Annotated in this window: 12 protein-coding genes; all 12 read left to right on the top strand. The window is 74.2% G+C overall.

The genetic code is table 11. The features are described from left to right. The 12 genes from ACGFI9_RS21535 (at nt 1) to gatA (ending at nt 14,775) form a co-directional block, all read left to right on the top strand. Nucleotides 1-405 carry a hypothetical protein gene (locus ACGFI9_RS21535; RefSeq protein ID WP_393180230.1) on the top strand — a complete coding sequence of 135 codons (405 nt, stop codon included), beginning with the start codon at nt 1-3 and terminating at the stop codon, nt 403-405. 388 nt (nt 406-793) lie between these two features. Next, the gene (locus ACGFI9_RS21530; RefSeq protein WP_393180227.1) at nt 794-1,573 is read left to right on the top strand and encodes an electron transfer flavoprotein subunit beta/FixA family protein; all 780 of its coding nucleotides are present in this window, start codon (nt 794-796) and stop codon (nt 1,571-1,573) included. Between the two features lie 11 nt (nt 1,574-1,584). Then, nucleotides 1,585-2,544: an electron transfer flavoprotein subunit alpha/FixB family protein gene (locus ACGFI9_RS21525; protein WP_393180226.1), complete on the top strand. Its 960-nt coding sequence runs from the start codon at nt 1,585-1,587 to the stop codon at nt 2,542-2,544. Between the two features lie 260 nt (nt 2,545-2,804). Beyond that, entirely contained in the window at nt 2,805-3,980 is a 1,176-nt protein-coding gene (locus tag ACGFI9_RS21520) for a cysteine desulfurase family protein (protein WP_393180223.1), read from the top strand. Between the two features lie 37 nt (nt 3,981-4,017). Then, nucleotides 4,018-5,091, top strand: coding sequence for a tRNA 2-thiouridine(34) synthase MnmA (gene mnmA / locus ACGFI9_RS21515; protein WP_393180220.1), 1,074 nt, complete (start codon nt 4,018-4,020; stop codon nt 5,089-5,091). 405 nt (nt 5,092-5,496) lie between these two features. Continuing rightward, nucleotides 5,497-6,501 (top strand): methionine synthase, encoded by a 1,005-nt coding sequence (locus tag ACGFI9_RS21510; RefSeq protein ID WP_393180217.1) that lies wholly within the window; start codon nt 5,497-5,499, stop codon nt 6,499-6,501. A gap of 36 nt (nt 6,502-6,537) precedes the next feature. After that, a complete protein-coding gene (locus ACGFI9_RS21505; protein ID WP_393180216.1) occupies nt 6,538-6,906 on the top strand; it encodes a VOC family protein in 369 nt (122 codons plus the stop codon). Nucleotides 6,907-6,936: 30 nt separating this feature from the next. Continuing rightward, nucleotides 6,937-7,950, top strand: a complete 1,014-nt coding sequence (locus ACGFI9_RS21500) for an ADP-ribosylglycohydrolase family protein (RefSeq protein WP_393180214.1) — start codon at nt 6,937-6,939, stop codon at nt 7,948-7,950. Between the two features lie 83 nt (nt 7,951-8,033). Beyond that, nucleotides 8,034-10,169: an NAD-dependent DNA ligase LigA gene (gene ligA, locus ACGFI9_RS21495; RefSeq protein ID WP_393180212.1), complete on the top strand. Its 2,136-nt coding sequence runs from the start codon at nt 8,034-8,036 to the stop codon at nt 10,167-10,169. Between the two features lie 162 nt (nt 10,170-10,331). Beyond that, nucleotides 10,332-12,803 (top strand): putative bifunctional diguanylate cyclase/phosphodiesterase, encoded by a 2,472-nt coding sequence (locus tag ACGFI9_RS21490; RefSeq protein WP_393180209.1) that lies wholly within the window; start codon nt 10,332-10,334, stop codon nt 12,801-12,803. Between the two features lie 194 nt (nt 12,804-12,997). Further along, nucleotides 12,998-13,303 carry an Asp-tRNA(Asn)/Glu-tRNA(Gln) amidotransferase subunit GatC gene (gene gatC, locus ACGFI9_RS21485; RefSeq protein WP_091268917.1) on the top strand — a complete coding sequence of 102 codons (306 nt, stop codon included), beginning with the start codon at nt 12,998-13,000 and terminating at the stop codon, nt 13,301-13,303. Beyond that, nucleotides 13,300-14,775 carry an Asp-tRNA(Asn)/Glu-tRNA(Gln) amidotransferase subunit GatA gene (gatA, locus tag ACGFI9_RS21480; protein ID WP_393180207.1) on the top strand — a complete coding sequence of 492 codons (1,476 nt, stop codon included), beginning with the start codon at nt 13,300-13,302 and terminating at the stop codon, nt 14,773-14,775. Before gatC ends, gatA begins: the two co-directional genes overlap by 4 nt. Nucleotides 14,776-14,792: the final 17 nt, after the last annotated feature.

The raw sequence follows: 14,792 nt of genomic DNA, 5'->3' as shown, positions 1-14,792 counted from the left end.
ATGGAACCGTTGACGGCGGACGAGCGGCTCACCCTCAAGACGGGCGCCTACGGGGCGGTCTTCCTGGTGTCCAACGCCGAGCCGGGGGTGCTGGCCATGGTGCGGGAGAGCTTCGCCGCCTCGGCGGCGTTCGCCGACGCCGGCGGGGTGGTGAAGGAGGCGCTGACCACCGGCCCGCTGCCGGAGTTGCCCCGGGACTCCGTGCTGGAGATCGAGGCGGCGGCGCTGCCGGCGCTGGGCCGGGCGGTGCGGATCCTGCGCGCGAAGGCGCCGGGGGACGTCGAGGCGTACCGGTCGGTGGTCCTCGCGGCGGCGGACCGGGTGGCGCAGGCCAGCCGGGGTGTGGCGCCGGCCGAGTCGACGGTGATCGACAGGATCAGGGCCGCGCTGGCCGAGCCCGCCTGACCGGTGCGCTCGACCAGAGCGCCTGGACGCTGGCCCGGACGCAGCGGTCGCGCACCCGCCCGCAGGCGCAGCGGTAGGTGTCCGGGATCATCCGACGGCAGGGACGGCGGGAGGTGGCGGCGCCTTCTGCCACCTCCCGTCGGCGCGCTTCACTACGCTTTTCCGACATATCCGTCACCTCCCTATTTTGGAGCTTACCCGGCGCGGCGAAGCTCGGTGAGCTGTGTCACTCTGGGGCTCCGGAGAGGTGATGCTACTTGCGGGTAACATTGCCCCGTGGGCAACTGCACAGTGGCCCGCGGTTGACCGATCGTTAAGTCACGCGGGAGGCTGCGCCCGTGACCGGGCGAGTGATCGCTACACCAAACAGGAGGGTCGTCGAAGCGCGATGAACATCGTCGTACTCGTCAAGCAGGTGCCCGATTCGGGCGCGGACCGCAACCTGCGTTCTGACGACAACACCGTCGACCGCGGTTCGGCGAACAACGTCATCAACGAGATGGACGAGTACGCCATCGAAGAGGCGTTGAAGATCAAGGAGGCGCACGGCGGCGAGGTCACCATCCTGACCATGGGTCCGGACCGGGCGACCGAGTCGATCCGCAAGGCGCTCTCCATGGGTCCGGACAAGGCCGTGCACGTGGTCGACGACGCGCTGCACGGGTCCTGCGCCGTCGCCACCTCGAAGGTGCTCGCCGCCGCCCTCGGTCAGCTCAACGCGGACCTGGTCATCTGCGGCGCCGAGTCCACCGACGGCCGGGTCCAGGTCATGCCGCACATGATCGCCGAGCGGCTCGGCGTGGCCGCGCTGACCGGCGCGCGCAAGCTCACCGTCGACGGCGCCACCCTGACCGTCGAGCGGCAGACCGAGGAGGGCTACGAGGTGGTCACCGCCTCGACCCCGGCCGTGGTCTCCGTCTGGGACACCATCAACGAGCCGCGCTACCCGTCCTTCAAGGGCATCATGGCCGCCAAGAAGAAGCCGGTGCAGACGCTCTCCCTGGGTGACCTCGGCGTCGCCCCCTCCGAGGTGGGCTTCGACGGCGCGACCAGCGCCGTGCTCGAGCACACCAAGCGCCCGCCGCGCTCCGGCGGCACCAAGATCACCGACGAGGGCGAGGGCGGCACCAAGCTGGTCGAGTTCCTCGCCACCGAGAAGTTCGTGTGAGAGGTCTGGACATGTCTGAGGTTCTCGTCGTCGTCGAAGCCACCCGGGAATTCGGCGTCAAGAAGGTCACCCTCGAGATGCTCACCCTCGCCCGCGAGCTGGGCACCCCGAGCGCGGTCGTGCTCGGCGGCGCCGGCGCCGCCGAGGCGCTGAGCGCCAAGCTGGGCGAGTACGGCGCGGAGAAGATCTACGCCGCCGAGGGCGAGGAGATCGACGGCTACCTGGTGGCCCCGAAGGCCACCGTGCTGGCCGAACTGGTCCAGCGGGTGCAGCCCGCCGCGGTGCTGCTCGCCTCGTCCCAGGAGGGCAAGGAGATCGCCGCCCGGTTGGCCGTCAAGCTGGACAACGGCATCCTGACCGACGTGGTCGCCCTCGCCGCCGACGGCACCGCCACCCAGGTCGCCTTCGCCGGCTCCACCATCGTCAAGTCCAAGGTCACCAAGGGCCTGCCGCTGGTCACCGTCCGGCCCAACTCGCTCACCCCGACCCCGGCCGCGGCCACCCCGGCCGTCGAGCAGCTCACCGTGTCGGTCGCCGACGCGGACAAGCTGGCCAAGGTCGTCGAGCGGGTCGCCGAGCAGAAGGGCTCCCGCCCCGAGCTCACCGAGGCGTCGGTCGTCGTCTCCGGTGGTCGCGGCGTCGGCAACGCCGACAACTTCAAGCTGGTCGAGGAGCTGGCCGACCTGCTCGGCGGCGCGGTCGGCGCGTCCCGCGCGGCGGTCGACTCCGGCTTCTACCCGCACCAGTTCCAGGTCGGCCAGACCGGCAAGACGGTCTCCCCGCAGCTGTACGTCGCGCTCGGCATCTCCGGCGCGATCCAGCACCGCGCCGGCATGCAGACCTCGAAGACCATCGTCGCGGTGAACAAGGACGCCGAGGCGCCGATCTTCGAGCTGGCCGACTTCGGCGTGGTCGGCGACCTGTTCAAGGTCGTCCCGCAGGCCGCCGAGGAGATCCGCAAGCGGAAGTGAGCCGTCCCGGCTGACAGACGACAGAGCCGCCGTCCGGTGATCCGGACGGCGGCTCTCGTCGTTGCGGCCCCTCCCTGCGGTGGGAAGGGAGCTGATCGGCGGGCCGGGGAGCTGAGCCGGCCCGCCGATCAGCCCGTTCGAGGGGCGTGAGCCCGTGCTGAGCGTACCGGGCGGGGAAACCCACGTACTCCTCGGGATCGATCGGGCAGCGGCGGTCCGGCGGACGGCCGGCCGGTTGCCGGCCAGTAGGCTGAACGGTGATGGCATACCTGGATCACGCGGCGACGACCCCGATGCTCGACGAGGCACTCGAGGCGTACGTCGCCACGGCCCGCGAGGTGGGCAACGCGTCATCGCTGCACGCGGCGGGCCGGCGTGCCCGACGGCGGGTGGAGGAGTCGCGCGAGCGGGTGGCCGCCGCGCTCGGCGCCCGTCCCTCCGAGGTCATCTTCACCGGGGGCGGCACCGAGAGCGACAACCTCGCGGTGAAGGGCGTCTTCTGGGCCCGCCGCGCCGCCCGCGCCGAGCGGATCCGGGTGGTGTCCAGCGCCGTCGAGCACCACGCGGTGCTGGACGCGGTGGACTGGCTGGCCGCGCACGAGGGCGCCGAGGTCGGCTGGCTGCCGGTGGACGACGCCGGCCGGCTCGACCCGGAGCGGCTCCGCGCCGAACTGGCCGCACACGGCGACCGGGTGGCCCTGGTCACCGCCATGTGGGCGAACAACGAGGTGGGCACGGTCCAGCCGGTGGCCGAGCTGGCGGCGGTCGCCGCCGAGCACGGGGTGCCGTTCCACACCGACGCGATCCAGGCGGTCGGCCAGGTGCCGGTCGACTTCGCCGCCAGCGGCGCCTCCGCGCTCACCGTCACCGGCCACAAGCTCGGCGGCCCGACCGGGGTCGGCGCGCTGCTGCTGGCCCGGGACGTCGCCGCCACCCCGCTGCTGCACGGCGGCGGCCAGGAGCGCGACGTCCGCTCCGGCACCCTGGACACCGCCGGCATCGTGGCCTTCGCCGTGGCCGTCGAGGCCGCGGTGAAGGGCCAGCAGGAGTACGCGGCCCGGATCGCCGCGCTCCGCGACGAGCTGGTCGAGCGGGTCCGGCAGGCGGTCCCCGAGGTGATCTTCAACGGCGACCCGGTCGACCGGCTCCCCGGCAACGCGCACTTCTCCTTCCCCGGCTGCGAGGGGGACGCGCTGCTGCTCCTGCTGGACGCGCAGGGCATCGCCTGCTCGACCGGCTCGGCCTGTTCCGCCGGAGTCGCCCAGCCGTCGCACGTGCTGCTGGCCATGGGCGCCGACGACGACCGGGCCCGCTCCTCGCTGCGGTTCACCCTCGGCCACACCAGCACCAGAGCGGAGGTCGACGCGCTCATCGCCGCGCTGCCGGCCGCCGTGGAGCGGGCCCGGCGCGCGGCCGCCCTCCGCGCACCCCGCTGACCCGGATACGCTCGGTGAGGACGAGGGGAGTGAGTCGGTGAGGGTTCTGGCGGCGATGTCGGGCGGGGTGGACTCCGCCGTGGCGGCGGCGCGCGCGGTCGAGGCCGGGCACGAGGTGACCGGCGTGCACCTGGCGCTGGCCCGCAACCCGCAGACCTACCGCACCGGCGCTCGGGGCTGCTGCACCCTGGAGGACTCCCGGGACGCCCGCCGGGCCGCCGACGTGATCGGCATCCCGTTCTACGTCTGGGACATGGCCGACCGGTTCCACGAGGACGTGGTGGACGACTTCGTCGCCGAGTACGCGGCCGGTCGTACCCCGAACCCGTGCCTGCGCTGCAACGAGAAGATCAAGTTCGCCGCGGTGCTGGACCGCGCGGTGGCCCTCGGCTTCGACGCGGTGGTGACCGGCCACCACGCCCGGCTGGGCGCCGACGGTCTGCTGCGCCGCAGCGTCGACCTGGCCAAGGACCAGTCGTACGTCCTCGCGGTGCTGACCCGCGAGCAGCTCGACCGGTCGATCTTCCCGCTCGGTGACTCCACCAAGGCCGAGGTGCGCGCGGAGGCCGCCCGGCGCGGCCTGGGCGTGGCCGAGAAGCCCGACTCGCACGACATCTGCTTCATCGCCGACGGCGACACCCGCGGCTTCCTCGCCCAGCGGCTCGGCGAGGCCCCCGGCGAGGTGGTCGACGCGCTCACCGGCGCGGTGGTCGGCAGCCACACCGGCGCCTACCAGTACACCGTCGGCCAGCGGCGGGGCCTGCACCTGGACCGGCCCGCCCCGGACGGCCGTCCCCGCTACGTGCTCTCCATCACCCCGAAGAGCAACACGGTGACCGTCGGCCCGGCCGAGGCGCTGGAGGTCGCCCAGGTCCGGGCCACCCGCCCGGTCTGGACCGGCGGCGAGCGGCCCGGCGCGCCGATCGAGTGCGAGGTGCAGCTGCGCGCCCACGGCGACGTGGTGGCCGCCACGGTGGCGCTGGACGACGACGGGCTGCACGCCTCGCTGCGCCGCCCGGTCCGGGGCGTGGCCGCCGGCCAGGCGATCGTGGCGTACCGGCCGGACCCGGCCGGCGACGTCGTCCTCGGCTCCGCCACCATCACCGGCTGAGCCTCGGCTTTCCGCCCGCGTTCTCGCCGTCGCCCTTCCCCGCTCCCCGTCCGGTCTGCCTGTCGCCTTCCCGGGGAGCTGCTGTCGTCGGCTCAGCTGGCCTCTCCCGGCCGGTCGGCCGGTGGCCCGCCTCCGGTGGGCCGTGCGTCTCTCACCTCCTGTGGAGCTGATGCCGTCAACGACTCAACTGGCCCCTCGCGGTGGGGCGGCCGACCGTTGCCGAGGGCGGCCAAGCGCCTCGGTGAGTCGTTGGTGATATCAGCTCCAAAGCGTCCGCGAAGACTTGTCTCCAGCCGGGCCGTCGGGCCGCGGACCCGCCGCCAGCCCGCCGGTGCGGGCCCACCGGTCACTGCCGGACTCCGCGTCCGCGGCAGCAGCGGCGCGGGCAGCGGATAATCTTCGGCGGTGAATGATCAGAGGTGGCCCTGGCCCGCCGGGGCGGCGACCGGCATCGGTTCGCTGCCCGGCACCGACATCGCCGAGGCGCAGCGCATCGTGCTCGGTGAGCTGCCCGCCCTGCCGCACCTGGCGGAGCTGCCCGCCCGGGGCCCCGGCGCCGACCTGATCGGCCGCACCGGTGGCCTCCTCGTCGAACTCCCGGTCGAGCTGTACGCGGCCCGCTGGCGGATCGCGCCGCGCCCCGGCAAGGACCTGCGCCGCGCCCGGGACCTGATGGAACGCGATCTGGACCAGCTCGCCGAGCAGGCCGAGGAGTACGCCGGCCCGGTCAAGGTGCAGGCGGCCGGCCCGTTCACCCTGGCCGCGTCGCTGGAACTGCCGATCGGCGGCCGGCTGCTCCGCGACCCGGGTGCCGTCCGGGACCTCGCCGGCTCGCTCGCCGAGGGGCTGCGCGGGCACGTCGCGGCGGTCGCCCGCCGGCTGCCCCGCGCGTCGGTGCTGCTCCAGCTCGACGAGCCCGCCCTGCCGGCGGTGCTGGCCGGGCGGGTGCCCACCGAGAGCGGCTTCGGCACCCACCGGGCGGTCGAGTCCGGCGTCGCCGGGGCACTGCTGGGCGGCGTGATCGAGGCGGCCGGGGTGCCGACCGTGGTGCACTGCTGCGCGCCCGACGTGCCGCTGGAGCTGATCCGCGGCGCCGGAGCCGTCGGCGTCGCCCTCGACCTCGGCCTGGTCACCGACCTGGACCCGCTCGGCGAGGCGATCGACGCCGGGCTCGGGCTGCTGGCCGGCGCCGCGCCCGCGCTGCCGCCGCCGGCCGGTCGCGCCCCGACCTCGGCCCAGGTCGCCGACCGGGTACGCCAGCTCTGGGATCAGCTCGGCTTCCCCCGCCGCCAGCTCGCCGAGCAAGTCGTGGTCACCCCCGCGTGTGGCCTGGCCGGGGCCACCCCGGCGTACGCCCGGGCGGTCCTGACCGCGTGCCGGGACGCCGGGCGGCGGCTGTACGAGGAGTGAGGTTTCCTGTCGCACCGGCGGGGCAGGATGACCGCCATGATTGGACAGCTGCGTTCCACGGTGATCGACTGCCCCGACCCGCGCGCGCTGGCCGGCTTCTACGCGGAGCTGCTCGGCCTCCCGCTGATCGAGGACAACTCCGACGGTGACGACTGGGTGGTGCTGGGTGGCCCGCCCGGGCACCAGCCCCGGATCGCCTTCCAGAAGGCGCTCGACCTGCGCGCCCCTGACTGGCCCGACCCGGCGCGGCCGCAACAGTTCCACCTGGACGTGACGGTGGACGACATCGAGGAGGCGGAGAAGGCGGCGCTGGCCCTGGGCGCCCGGCGGCTGCCCGGCGAGGGGGAGGGCTTCCGGGTCTACGCCGACCCGGCCGGCCACCCGTTCTGCCTCTGCTGGGACTGACGCCACCGGTGCGGCTTGCGCCGGCCCGGCATGATCACCACCGTGACCGACTCCTCGCCGCGCCGCGCCTCCGGTTCCCTCTTCGGGCTCGCCTACGGTGACGCCCTGGGCAAGCCCACCGAGTTCCTCACCGTCGCCGAGATCGTCCGGCGGTACGGTCCGGCCGGCCCCCGGGAGCTGACCGGTGACCCCGCGCTGGTCACCGACGACACCCAGATGGCGCTGGCCGTGGCCTGGGCGCTGCACGAGGCGTCCGGCTACACGCCGGAGGTGGTGGAGCCGCTGCTGCGGGAGCGGTTCCTCGCCTGGGCGGTCAGCCCGGACAACAACCGCGCGCCGGGGATGACCTGCCTACGGGCCTGCGCCGAGCTGGACCGGGGCACCCGCTGGCAGGAGGCCACGGTGGTCGGCTCGAAGGGGTGCGGGGCCAACATGCGGGTCACCCCGGTCGGGCTGCTCGACGTCGATCTCGACACCCTCGCCGGGCTGGCCCAGCTCCAGGCCGGCCTGACCCACGGGCACCCGACCGGCCTGGCGGCCAGCGAGCTGACCGCGTACGCGGTCCGGCTGCTGCGCGACGGCGCGGCCCTGGCCGACCTGCCCGGCCTGCTCACCGCCCGGGCCCATGAGCAGCGCACCGTCTACCGGGGCGACTGGCTGGGCGACCTGTGGCAGCGCCCCGGCGACCGGACGCCGGAGGAGTTCATCGCCCGGGGCTGGGACGAGTGCCTGCGGGTGCTCGGTCGACTCGACGCCGCGCTGGCCCGCCCGGACGACGGCGGTGACCCGTGCCGGCTCACCGGAGAGGGCTGGATCGCCGAGGAGGCCCTGGCGACCGCGCTGCTGTGCGCGCTGCGGCACCCGGACGACCCGGTCGGCGCGCTGGCCCGGGGCGCCACCACGGCCGGCGACTCCGACTCCATCGCGGCCCTCGCCGGCGCCTTCGTCGGCGCCGCCCACGGCATGGCCGCCTGGCCGGCCGACTGGTCCACCCGCATCGAGTACGCCGACCAGCTCACCCGCCTGGCCGCCCCGCACGACTGACGGGACGATTGTCAGCCCCGCCCGCTACGGTTCGGGGGTAGCACGAGCACGGGAGGTCGACAGCGGTGTCCGAAGGCGGCGGCGTGTCTGAAGAAGCGGTTCCCCAGGCGGTCAGCCCCGCCCAGGAGGCGGCGGCGGGCGCCGAGCCGACCCCGGCGGCCCGGGAGCGGCACGCCACGCTCAGCCAGGAGCTCACCGACCACCAGTACCGCTACTACGTGCTCGACGCGCCGATCATCTCGGACGCCGAGTTCGACAAGCAGCTGCGCGAGCTGGAGGCGCTCGAGGCGGAGTACCCGGCGCTGCGTACCCCCGACTCGCCGACCCAGCGGGTCGGCGGCACGTTCTCCACCGACTTCACCCCGGTCACCCACGCCGAGCGGATGCTCTCGCTCGACAACGCCTTCGCCGACGAGGAGCTGGCCGCCTGGGCCGAGCGGGTCGAGCGGGACGCCGGCGGCCCGGTGCCCTACCTCTGCGAGCTGAAGGTCGACGGCCTGGCCATCAACCTGACCTACGAGAAGGGCCGGCTGGTCCGGGCCGCCACCCGGGGCGACGGGCGCACCGGTGAGGACGTCACCGCCAACGTGCGCAGCATCAAGGACGTGCCGTCCCGGCTCACCCCGTCCGACGACTTCCCGGACGTGCCGGAGTTCCTCGAGGTGCGTGGCGAGATCTACTTCCCGGTCGCCGCCTTCGCCGACCTCAACGCCGGCCTGGTCGAGCAGGGCAAGGCCCCGTTCGCCAACCCGCGCAACGCCGCCGCCGGCAGCCTCCGCCAGAAGGATCCGCGGGTCACCGCCTCCCGGCCGCTGCGCTTGGTGGTGCACGGCATCGGCGCCCGCCGGGGCTTCCAGCCGGCGGCGCAGTCCGAGTCGTACGCGGCGCTGAAGGCGTGGGGGCTGCCCACCAGCGACCGCTGGCGGGTGGTGCCCGACCTGGCCGGGGTGGCGGAGTTCATCGCCTACTACGGCAAGCACCGGCACGACGTCGAGCACGAGATCGACGGCGTGGTGGTCAAGGTCGACCCGGTCTCCATCCAGGGCCGGCTCGGCTCCACCAGCCGCGCGCCGCGCTGGGCGATCGCCTTCAAGTACCCGCCGGAGGAGGTGACCACCAAGCTGCTCGACATCGAGGTCGGCGTCGGGCGCACCGGCCGGATCACCCCGTTCGCCGTCCTCGAACCGGTCCGGGTGGCCGGCTCCACGGTCGCTCAGGCCACCCTGCACAACGCCCAGGAGGTCGAGCGCAAGGGCGTGCTGATCGGCGACACGGTGGTGCTGCGCAAGGCCGGCGACGTCATCCCCGAGGTGCTCGGCCCGGTGGTCGACCTGCGTCCGGCCGACGCCCGCCCCTTCGTCATGCCCACCACCTGCCCGGCCTGCGGCACCCCGCTCGCGCCGGCGAAGGAGGGCGACGTCGACATCCGCTGCCCCAACGCGCGTACCTGCCCGGGTCAGATCCGCGAGCGGGTCTTCTACCTGGCCAGCCGCAAGGTGCTCGACATCGAGGCGCTCGGCGAGAAGAGCGCCGCCGCGCTGCTGGACGGGCAGATCATCACCAACGAGGGCGACCTGTTCCAGCTCGACGCCGAGCAGCTCAGCCGCTCGCCGTTCTTCGTCAACAAGGACGGCACCCTCGGCAGCAACGCCACCAAGCTGCTGGACAACCTGGCCGTGGCCAGGGAACGGGACCTGTGGCGGGTGCTCGTCGCGCTCTCCATCCGGCACGTCGGCCCGACCGCGGCGCAGGCCCTCGCCCGGCACTTCCGCTCGATCGACGCGATCGAGGCGGCCGGCGCGGAGGAGCTGTCCTCGGTGGACGGCGTCGGCCCGACCATCGCCGACAGCATCAAGGAGTGGTTCGCCGTCGACTGGCACCGCGAGGTGGTGGAGAAGTGGCGGCGGGCCGGCGTACGGATGGCCGAGGAGGCTGGCGAGGAGGGGCCGCGGCCCCTGGAAGGGGTGACCGTGGTCGTCACCGGCACCCTCGCCGGGTTCAGCCGCGACCAGGCGTCCGAGGCGATCCAGAGCCGGGGCGGCAAGGTCACCGGCTCGGTCTCCAAGAAGACCGGCTTCGTGGTCGTCGGGGACAATCCCGGCTCGAAGGCCGACAAGGCGGCCAGCCTCAAGCTGCCCGTCCTCGACGAGGAGGGCTTCCGGGTGCTGCTGGAGTCCGGCCCGGACGCGGCCCGGGAGGTCGCCCGCGTCGAGGGCTGAGCCGAGGGCACGGTGCATCTCGACGGCAGCTGGTCGCGTATACCAACTTAATTACGACTACGACCGATTCGTGACTGTCGTGTCGGGGAAATCGACACCGAGGGCGTTTCATTGGCGTACGGCGTGTGAACGGCGCACGCCACGGCCGTCCCCGGAGGTGCGATGGAGACCGCCGACCCGCGAAACTCCGTCCCGCCCGGGCGGGCGATGCCGTTCTTCGGTTTCGTCGTGGCGGTCGGGGCGCTGGCCGTGCTGGTCTCGGCCGGGCCGGTGGCCGGGCTGCCCGACCGGCTGCCCGACATGCCGGCGGCCTTCTGGACCATGGCCGCGCTCGCCGTCGCCTGCGACGCCCGGCCCTTCGTGCCGCCCGGCCGGCGGGAGACCTCGGCGGTCTTCCCGTCGACCTGCTTCACCTTCGCGATCCTGCTCGGCTGGGGGCTCGGCCCGGCCGTCGCGGTGCAGGCGGTGGCGGTGGCGGTGTCCGGCTGGCGGATGCGGCACGCCCTCTGGCGTACCGCCTTCAACGCCGCCCAGTACGCCTGCGCGCTCGCCGCCGCGTACGGGGTGACCCGGCTCGGGCCCGGCGACCTCTTCCACAGCGGGCGGCTGCACTGGTCGGACGTCGCGGTGGTGTTCGCCGCCGCCGCGGCCTGGTTCGCGGCCAACTACGCGCTGGTCAGCGCCGCGATCCGGCTGCGCTTCGGGGGCCGCTGGTGGCCCAGCGTCCGGCTCGGCCTGGCGTACGAGCTGCTCTCCACCGGCTCGCTGCTGCTGCTCGCCCCGGTGCTGGTGGCCGCCGCCCGGGCCAGCGCCGCGCTGATCCCGCTGGTGCTGGTGCCGCTCTTCGCCGTCTACCGGATGGCCCGGCTCTCCGCCGAGCGGGAGCAGTTGGCCGCCCTCGACCCGCTCACCGGCCTGCCCAACCGAAAGGCGCTGCTGACCGAGGTGGCCGAGCAGGTGCACCTGCACGCCGAGCGGGCCGCCCGGGGCGAGCCGGACGCCCACCTGGCCCTGCTGCTGCTCGACCTGGACCGGTTCAAGCACGTCAACGACGCCCTCGGGCACGCGGTGGGGGATCGGCTGCTGGTCGAGGTGAGCGCCCGGCTGGCCGACGTGGTCGGCGAGCGGGACCTGCTGGCCCGCCTCGGCGGCGACGAGTTCGCCGTCGTCGTACCCCGGCTCACCGGGATGGACGAGGCCCGCGAGCTGGCCGACCGGGTGGTCGCGGCGCTCGCCGAGCCGGTCCCGCTGGACGGGCTGCCGCTGGACGTCGGCGGCTCGATCGGCATCGCGGTCTTCCCCGAGCACGGCGAGGACTTCGCGACCCTGATGCGCCACGCCGACGTGGCCATGTACGACGCCAAGCACCGCAACGACACGGTCGCCGTCTACGCGGCCGAGTCCGACCACAACTCCGCCGAGCGGCTCAGCCTCCTGGCCGACCTGCGCCGCGTGCTGGAGTCGGGCCCGGCGGACGCGCCCGCCGCCGGCGTACGCGGCGGTGACGGCGCCGCCCTCGCCCCCGGGCTGGCCGCCCCGGCCCCCGCCGGGCGCGGCGACGGGGCGCCACGCGGCCGGGCCGGCGGCGCGGTGCGGCCCGGCTCGGGACGGCGCTGGCTGCGCCGGCGGCGCGAGCGGGTCGAGGTCCGCTCCGACGACGAGCTGATCAACCAGATCGTCACCGGCGCGGACCCGGTCCGGCACCGGACCGCCCGGGCGCTCGCGCCCGAGGTGCCGGCGGCCCGGGCCGCGGCGACGGAACCGGCTGTACGTGAGGCGCCCACCGCTGCGGTCGACCCCGAGGCGTCGACCAGGATCAGCCCGGGCGGCAGCCCGTCGGAGCCGCGCGGTGGGGCCCGGCCGACGGCCGGGGCGGACGACCCGGCCGGGGACCCGGGCGAGATCACCATGTACTACCAGCCGCAGATCGCCATCGCGACCGGCGAGGTCGTCGGGGTGGAGGCGCTGCTGCGCTGGCGGCACCCCCGCCGGGGCATGGTCGACCCGGGGGAGCTGATCCAGGTCGCCGAGCAGAGCGCGGTGATGCGGCTGCTCACCCGGCGGGTGGTGGACGACGTGGTGGAGCAGGTGGCGAAGTGGTCGGCGGCCGGCATCAACCTGCGCGCCGCGCTCAACGTCAGCGTCCGGGACCTGCACACCGGGGAGATCGCCGACCAGATCGCCGACCGGCTCACCCGGTACGGCGTCCGGCCGGACCGGCTCCAGGTGGAGATCACCGAGGGCGCCCTGATGGCCGACCCGAGGCGGGTGCTGGCCACCATCTCCCAGCTGCACCGCATCGGCGTCGGCATCGCGCTGGACGACTTCGGCACCGGGTACTCGTCGTTGCAGCACCTGCGCCGGCTGCCGCTGTCCGAGGTGAAGGTGGACCGGTCGTTCGTCCTCGGGATGGCCGAGGATCCGGACGACGCGGCGATCGTCCGGTCGATGATCGAGCTGGCCGGGGCGCTCGGGCTGCGCGTGGTGGCCGAGGGGGTCGAGGACGAGCGCACCTGGCGGCTGCTGCACGCCGCCGGCTGCGACGTGGCCCAGGGCTGGTTCCACGCCCGGCCGATGCCCGCCGAGGAGCTGGCCACCTGGCTGTCCCGGTACCGCCCGGTCCGCCCTCGGTGACCGCCGCGGTCGGCCGGCCGCGCCGCCGGTGCCGCTGAGCGAGCGTCCCGACCGAGGAGGTGCCGGGGGAGTCGGAGGCGTCGGGGCGACGGCGGGACAATAGACTCGCTCCGGTCACCGCGCGTCATCGGCGCCGTCGAGCGCGCGGCCGGCACACCGCAGACGCAGCAGGACAGCCACGAAGGGGGCACCCGATGGCCGCCATCTCCCGCGAGGAGGTCGCGCACCTCGCGCGACTGTCGCGGCTCGCCGTCACCGAGGAGGAGTTGGACACCTTCGCCGGTCAGCTGGACGTGATCCTCCAGTCGGTCGCCCAGGTCGGTGAGGTCGCCGCGGCGGACATCCCGCCGACGTCCCACTCGGTGCCGCTGACCAACGTCCTCCGGGAGGACGTGGTGACGCCGTGCCTGACCCCGCAGGAGGCGCTGTCGGGTGCGCCCGACGCCGAGGAGCAGCGGTTCCGCGTCCCGCGGATCCTGGACGAGGATGTGGCTTCATGAGCGACCTGACCAGACTGACCGCGAGCGAGATCGCGGGGCTCGTGGCGAGCGGCGAGACCTCGGCCGTCGAGGTCACCCAGGCGCACCTGGATCGGATCGCCGCCGTGGACGACCAGGTCAACGCATTCCTGCACGTCGACTCCGAGGGCGCGCTGGCCGCCGCCCGCACCGTGGACGAGCGCCGGGCGGCCGGCGACGAGCTGGGCCCCCTGGCGGGCGTGCCGGTCGCCGTGAAGGACGTGCTCACCACCAAGGGTGTGCCGACCACCGTCGGGTCGAAGATCCTGGAGGGCTGGCGCCCGCCGTACGACTCGACGATCGTCGAGCGGCTGCGCGCCGCCGGCACGGTGATGCTCGGCAAGACCAACATGGACGAGTTCGCCATGGGCTCCTCCACCGAGTACTCGGCGTACGGCCCCACGCACAACCCGTGGGACCTGAGCCGGATCCCGGGCGGCTCCGGCGGCGGCAGCGCCGCGGCGCTGGCCGCGTACGAGGCCCCGCTGTCGATCGGCTCGGACACCGGCGGCTCGATCCGCCAGCCCGGTGCGGTCACCGGCACCGTCGGCGCGAAGCCCACCTACGGCGGCACCTCCCGGTACGGCCTGGTGGCGTTCTCCTCGTCGCTGGACACCCCCGGCCCGTGCGCGCGTACGGTGCTGGACGCCGCGCTGCTGCACCAGGTGATCGGCGGCCACGACCCGCGCGACTCCACCTCCATCCCGGCCCCGGTGCCGGACGTGGTCGGCGCGGCGAAGCTCGGCGCGACCGGCGACCTGACCGGGGTGAAGCTCGGGGTGGTCGCCGAGTTCACCGGCGAGGGCGCCGAGCCGGGCGTGATGGCCGCCTTCCGCGAGTCGGTCGAGGCGCTGGCCAAGCTGGGCGCCGAGATCGTCGAGGTGTCCTGCCCGCACTTCAAGTACGCGCTGCCGGCGTACTACCTGATCGCGCCGAGCGAGTGCTCCTCCAACCTGGCCCGGTTCGACGGCGTCCGGTTCGGCCTGCGGGTCGGCGACGACGGCAACCGGTCGCTGGAGGAGGTCATGTCGCTGACCCGCGAGGCCGGCTTCGGCCCCGAGGTGAAGCGGCGCATCATGATCGGCACGTACGCGCTCTCCTCGGGCTACTACGACGCCTACTACGGCCAGGCGCAGAAGGTCCGCACCCTGATCACCCGGGACTTCACCTCGGCCTTCGAGCAGGTGGACGCGCTGATCTCGCCGACCACGCCGTTCGTGGCCTTCCCGATCGGGGCGCGCACCTCCGACCCGTACCAGATGTACCTGGCCGACCTGTTCACCATCCCGACCAACCTGTACGGCGGACCGGCCATCTCGGTCCCGTGCGGCCTCTCCGAGGGGCTTCCGGTCGGTCTCCAGATCATGGCCCCGACCATGACCGACGACCGGATGTACCGGGTCGCCGCCGCGCTGGAGTCCACGGTCGGCACGTTCACCCCGCCGGCGCTGTAGCGCGGGCACGCGACCCG

The sequence above is a fragment of the Micromonospora sp. NPDC048930 genome (assembly GCF_043197935.1).
Taxonomy (GTDB): Bacteria; Actinomycetota; Actinomycetes; order Mycobacteriales; family Micromonosporaceae; genus Micromonospora.
Note: the sequence above shows the minus strand (reverse complement) of the source record. Positions and strands in the feature narration are given on the sequence as shown.

What these genes read in the sequence shown, in the direction of transcription:
- ACGFI9_RS21535 (WP_393180230.1), top strand. Translation starts at nt 1, where the DNA reads ATGGAACCGTTGACGGCGGACGAGCGGCTCACCCTCAAGACGGGCGCC.
- ACGFI9_RS21530 (WP_393180227.1), top strand. Translation starts at nt 794, where the DNA reads ATGAACATCGTCGTACTCGTCAAGCAGGTGCCCGATTCGGGCGCGGAC.
- ACGFI9_RS21525 (WP_393180226.1), top strand. Translation starts at nt 1,585, where the DNA reads ATGTCTGAGGTTCTCGTCGTCGTCGAAGCCACCCGGGAATTCGGCGTC.
- ACGFI9_RS21520 (WP_393180223.1), top strand. Translation starts at nt 2,805, where the DNA reads ATGGCATACCTGGATCACGCGGCGACGACCCCGATGCTCGACGAGGCA.
- ACGFI9_RS21505 (WP_393180216.1), top strand. Translation starts at nt 6,538, where the DNA reads ATGATTGGACAGCTGCGTTCCACGGTGATCGACTGCCCCGACCCGCGC.
- ACGFI9_RS21500 (WP_393180214.1), top strand. Translation starts at nt 6,937, where the DNA reads ATGATCACCACCGTGACCGACTCCTCGCCGCGCCGCGCCTCCGGTTCC.
- ACGFI9_RS21490 (WP_393180209.1), top strand. Translation starts at nt 10,332, where the DNA reads ATGGAGACCGCCGACCCGCGAAACTCCGTCCCGCCCGGGCGGGCGATG.
- gatC (WP_091268917.1), top strand. Translation starts at nt 12,998, where the DNA reads ATGGCCGCCATCTCCCGCGAGGAGGTCGCGCACCTCGCGCGACTGTCG.
- gatA (WP_393180207.1), top strand. Translation starts at nt 13,300, where the DNA reads ATGAGCGACCTGACCAGACTGACCGCGAGCGAGATCGCGGGGCTCGTG.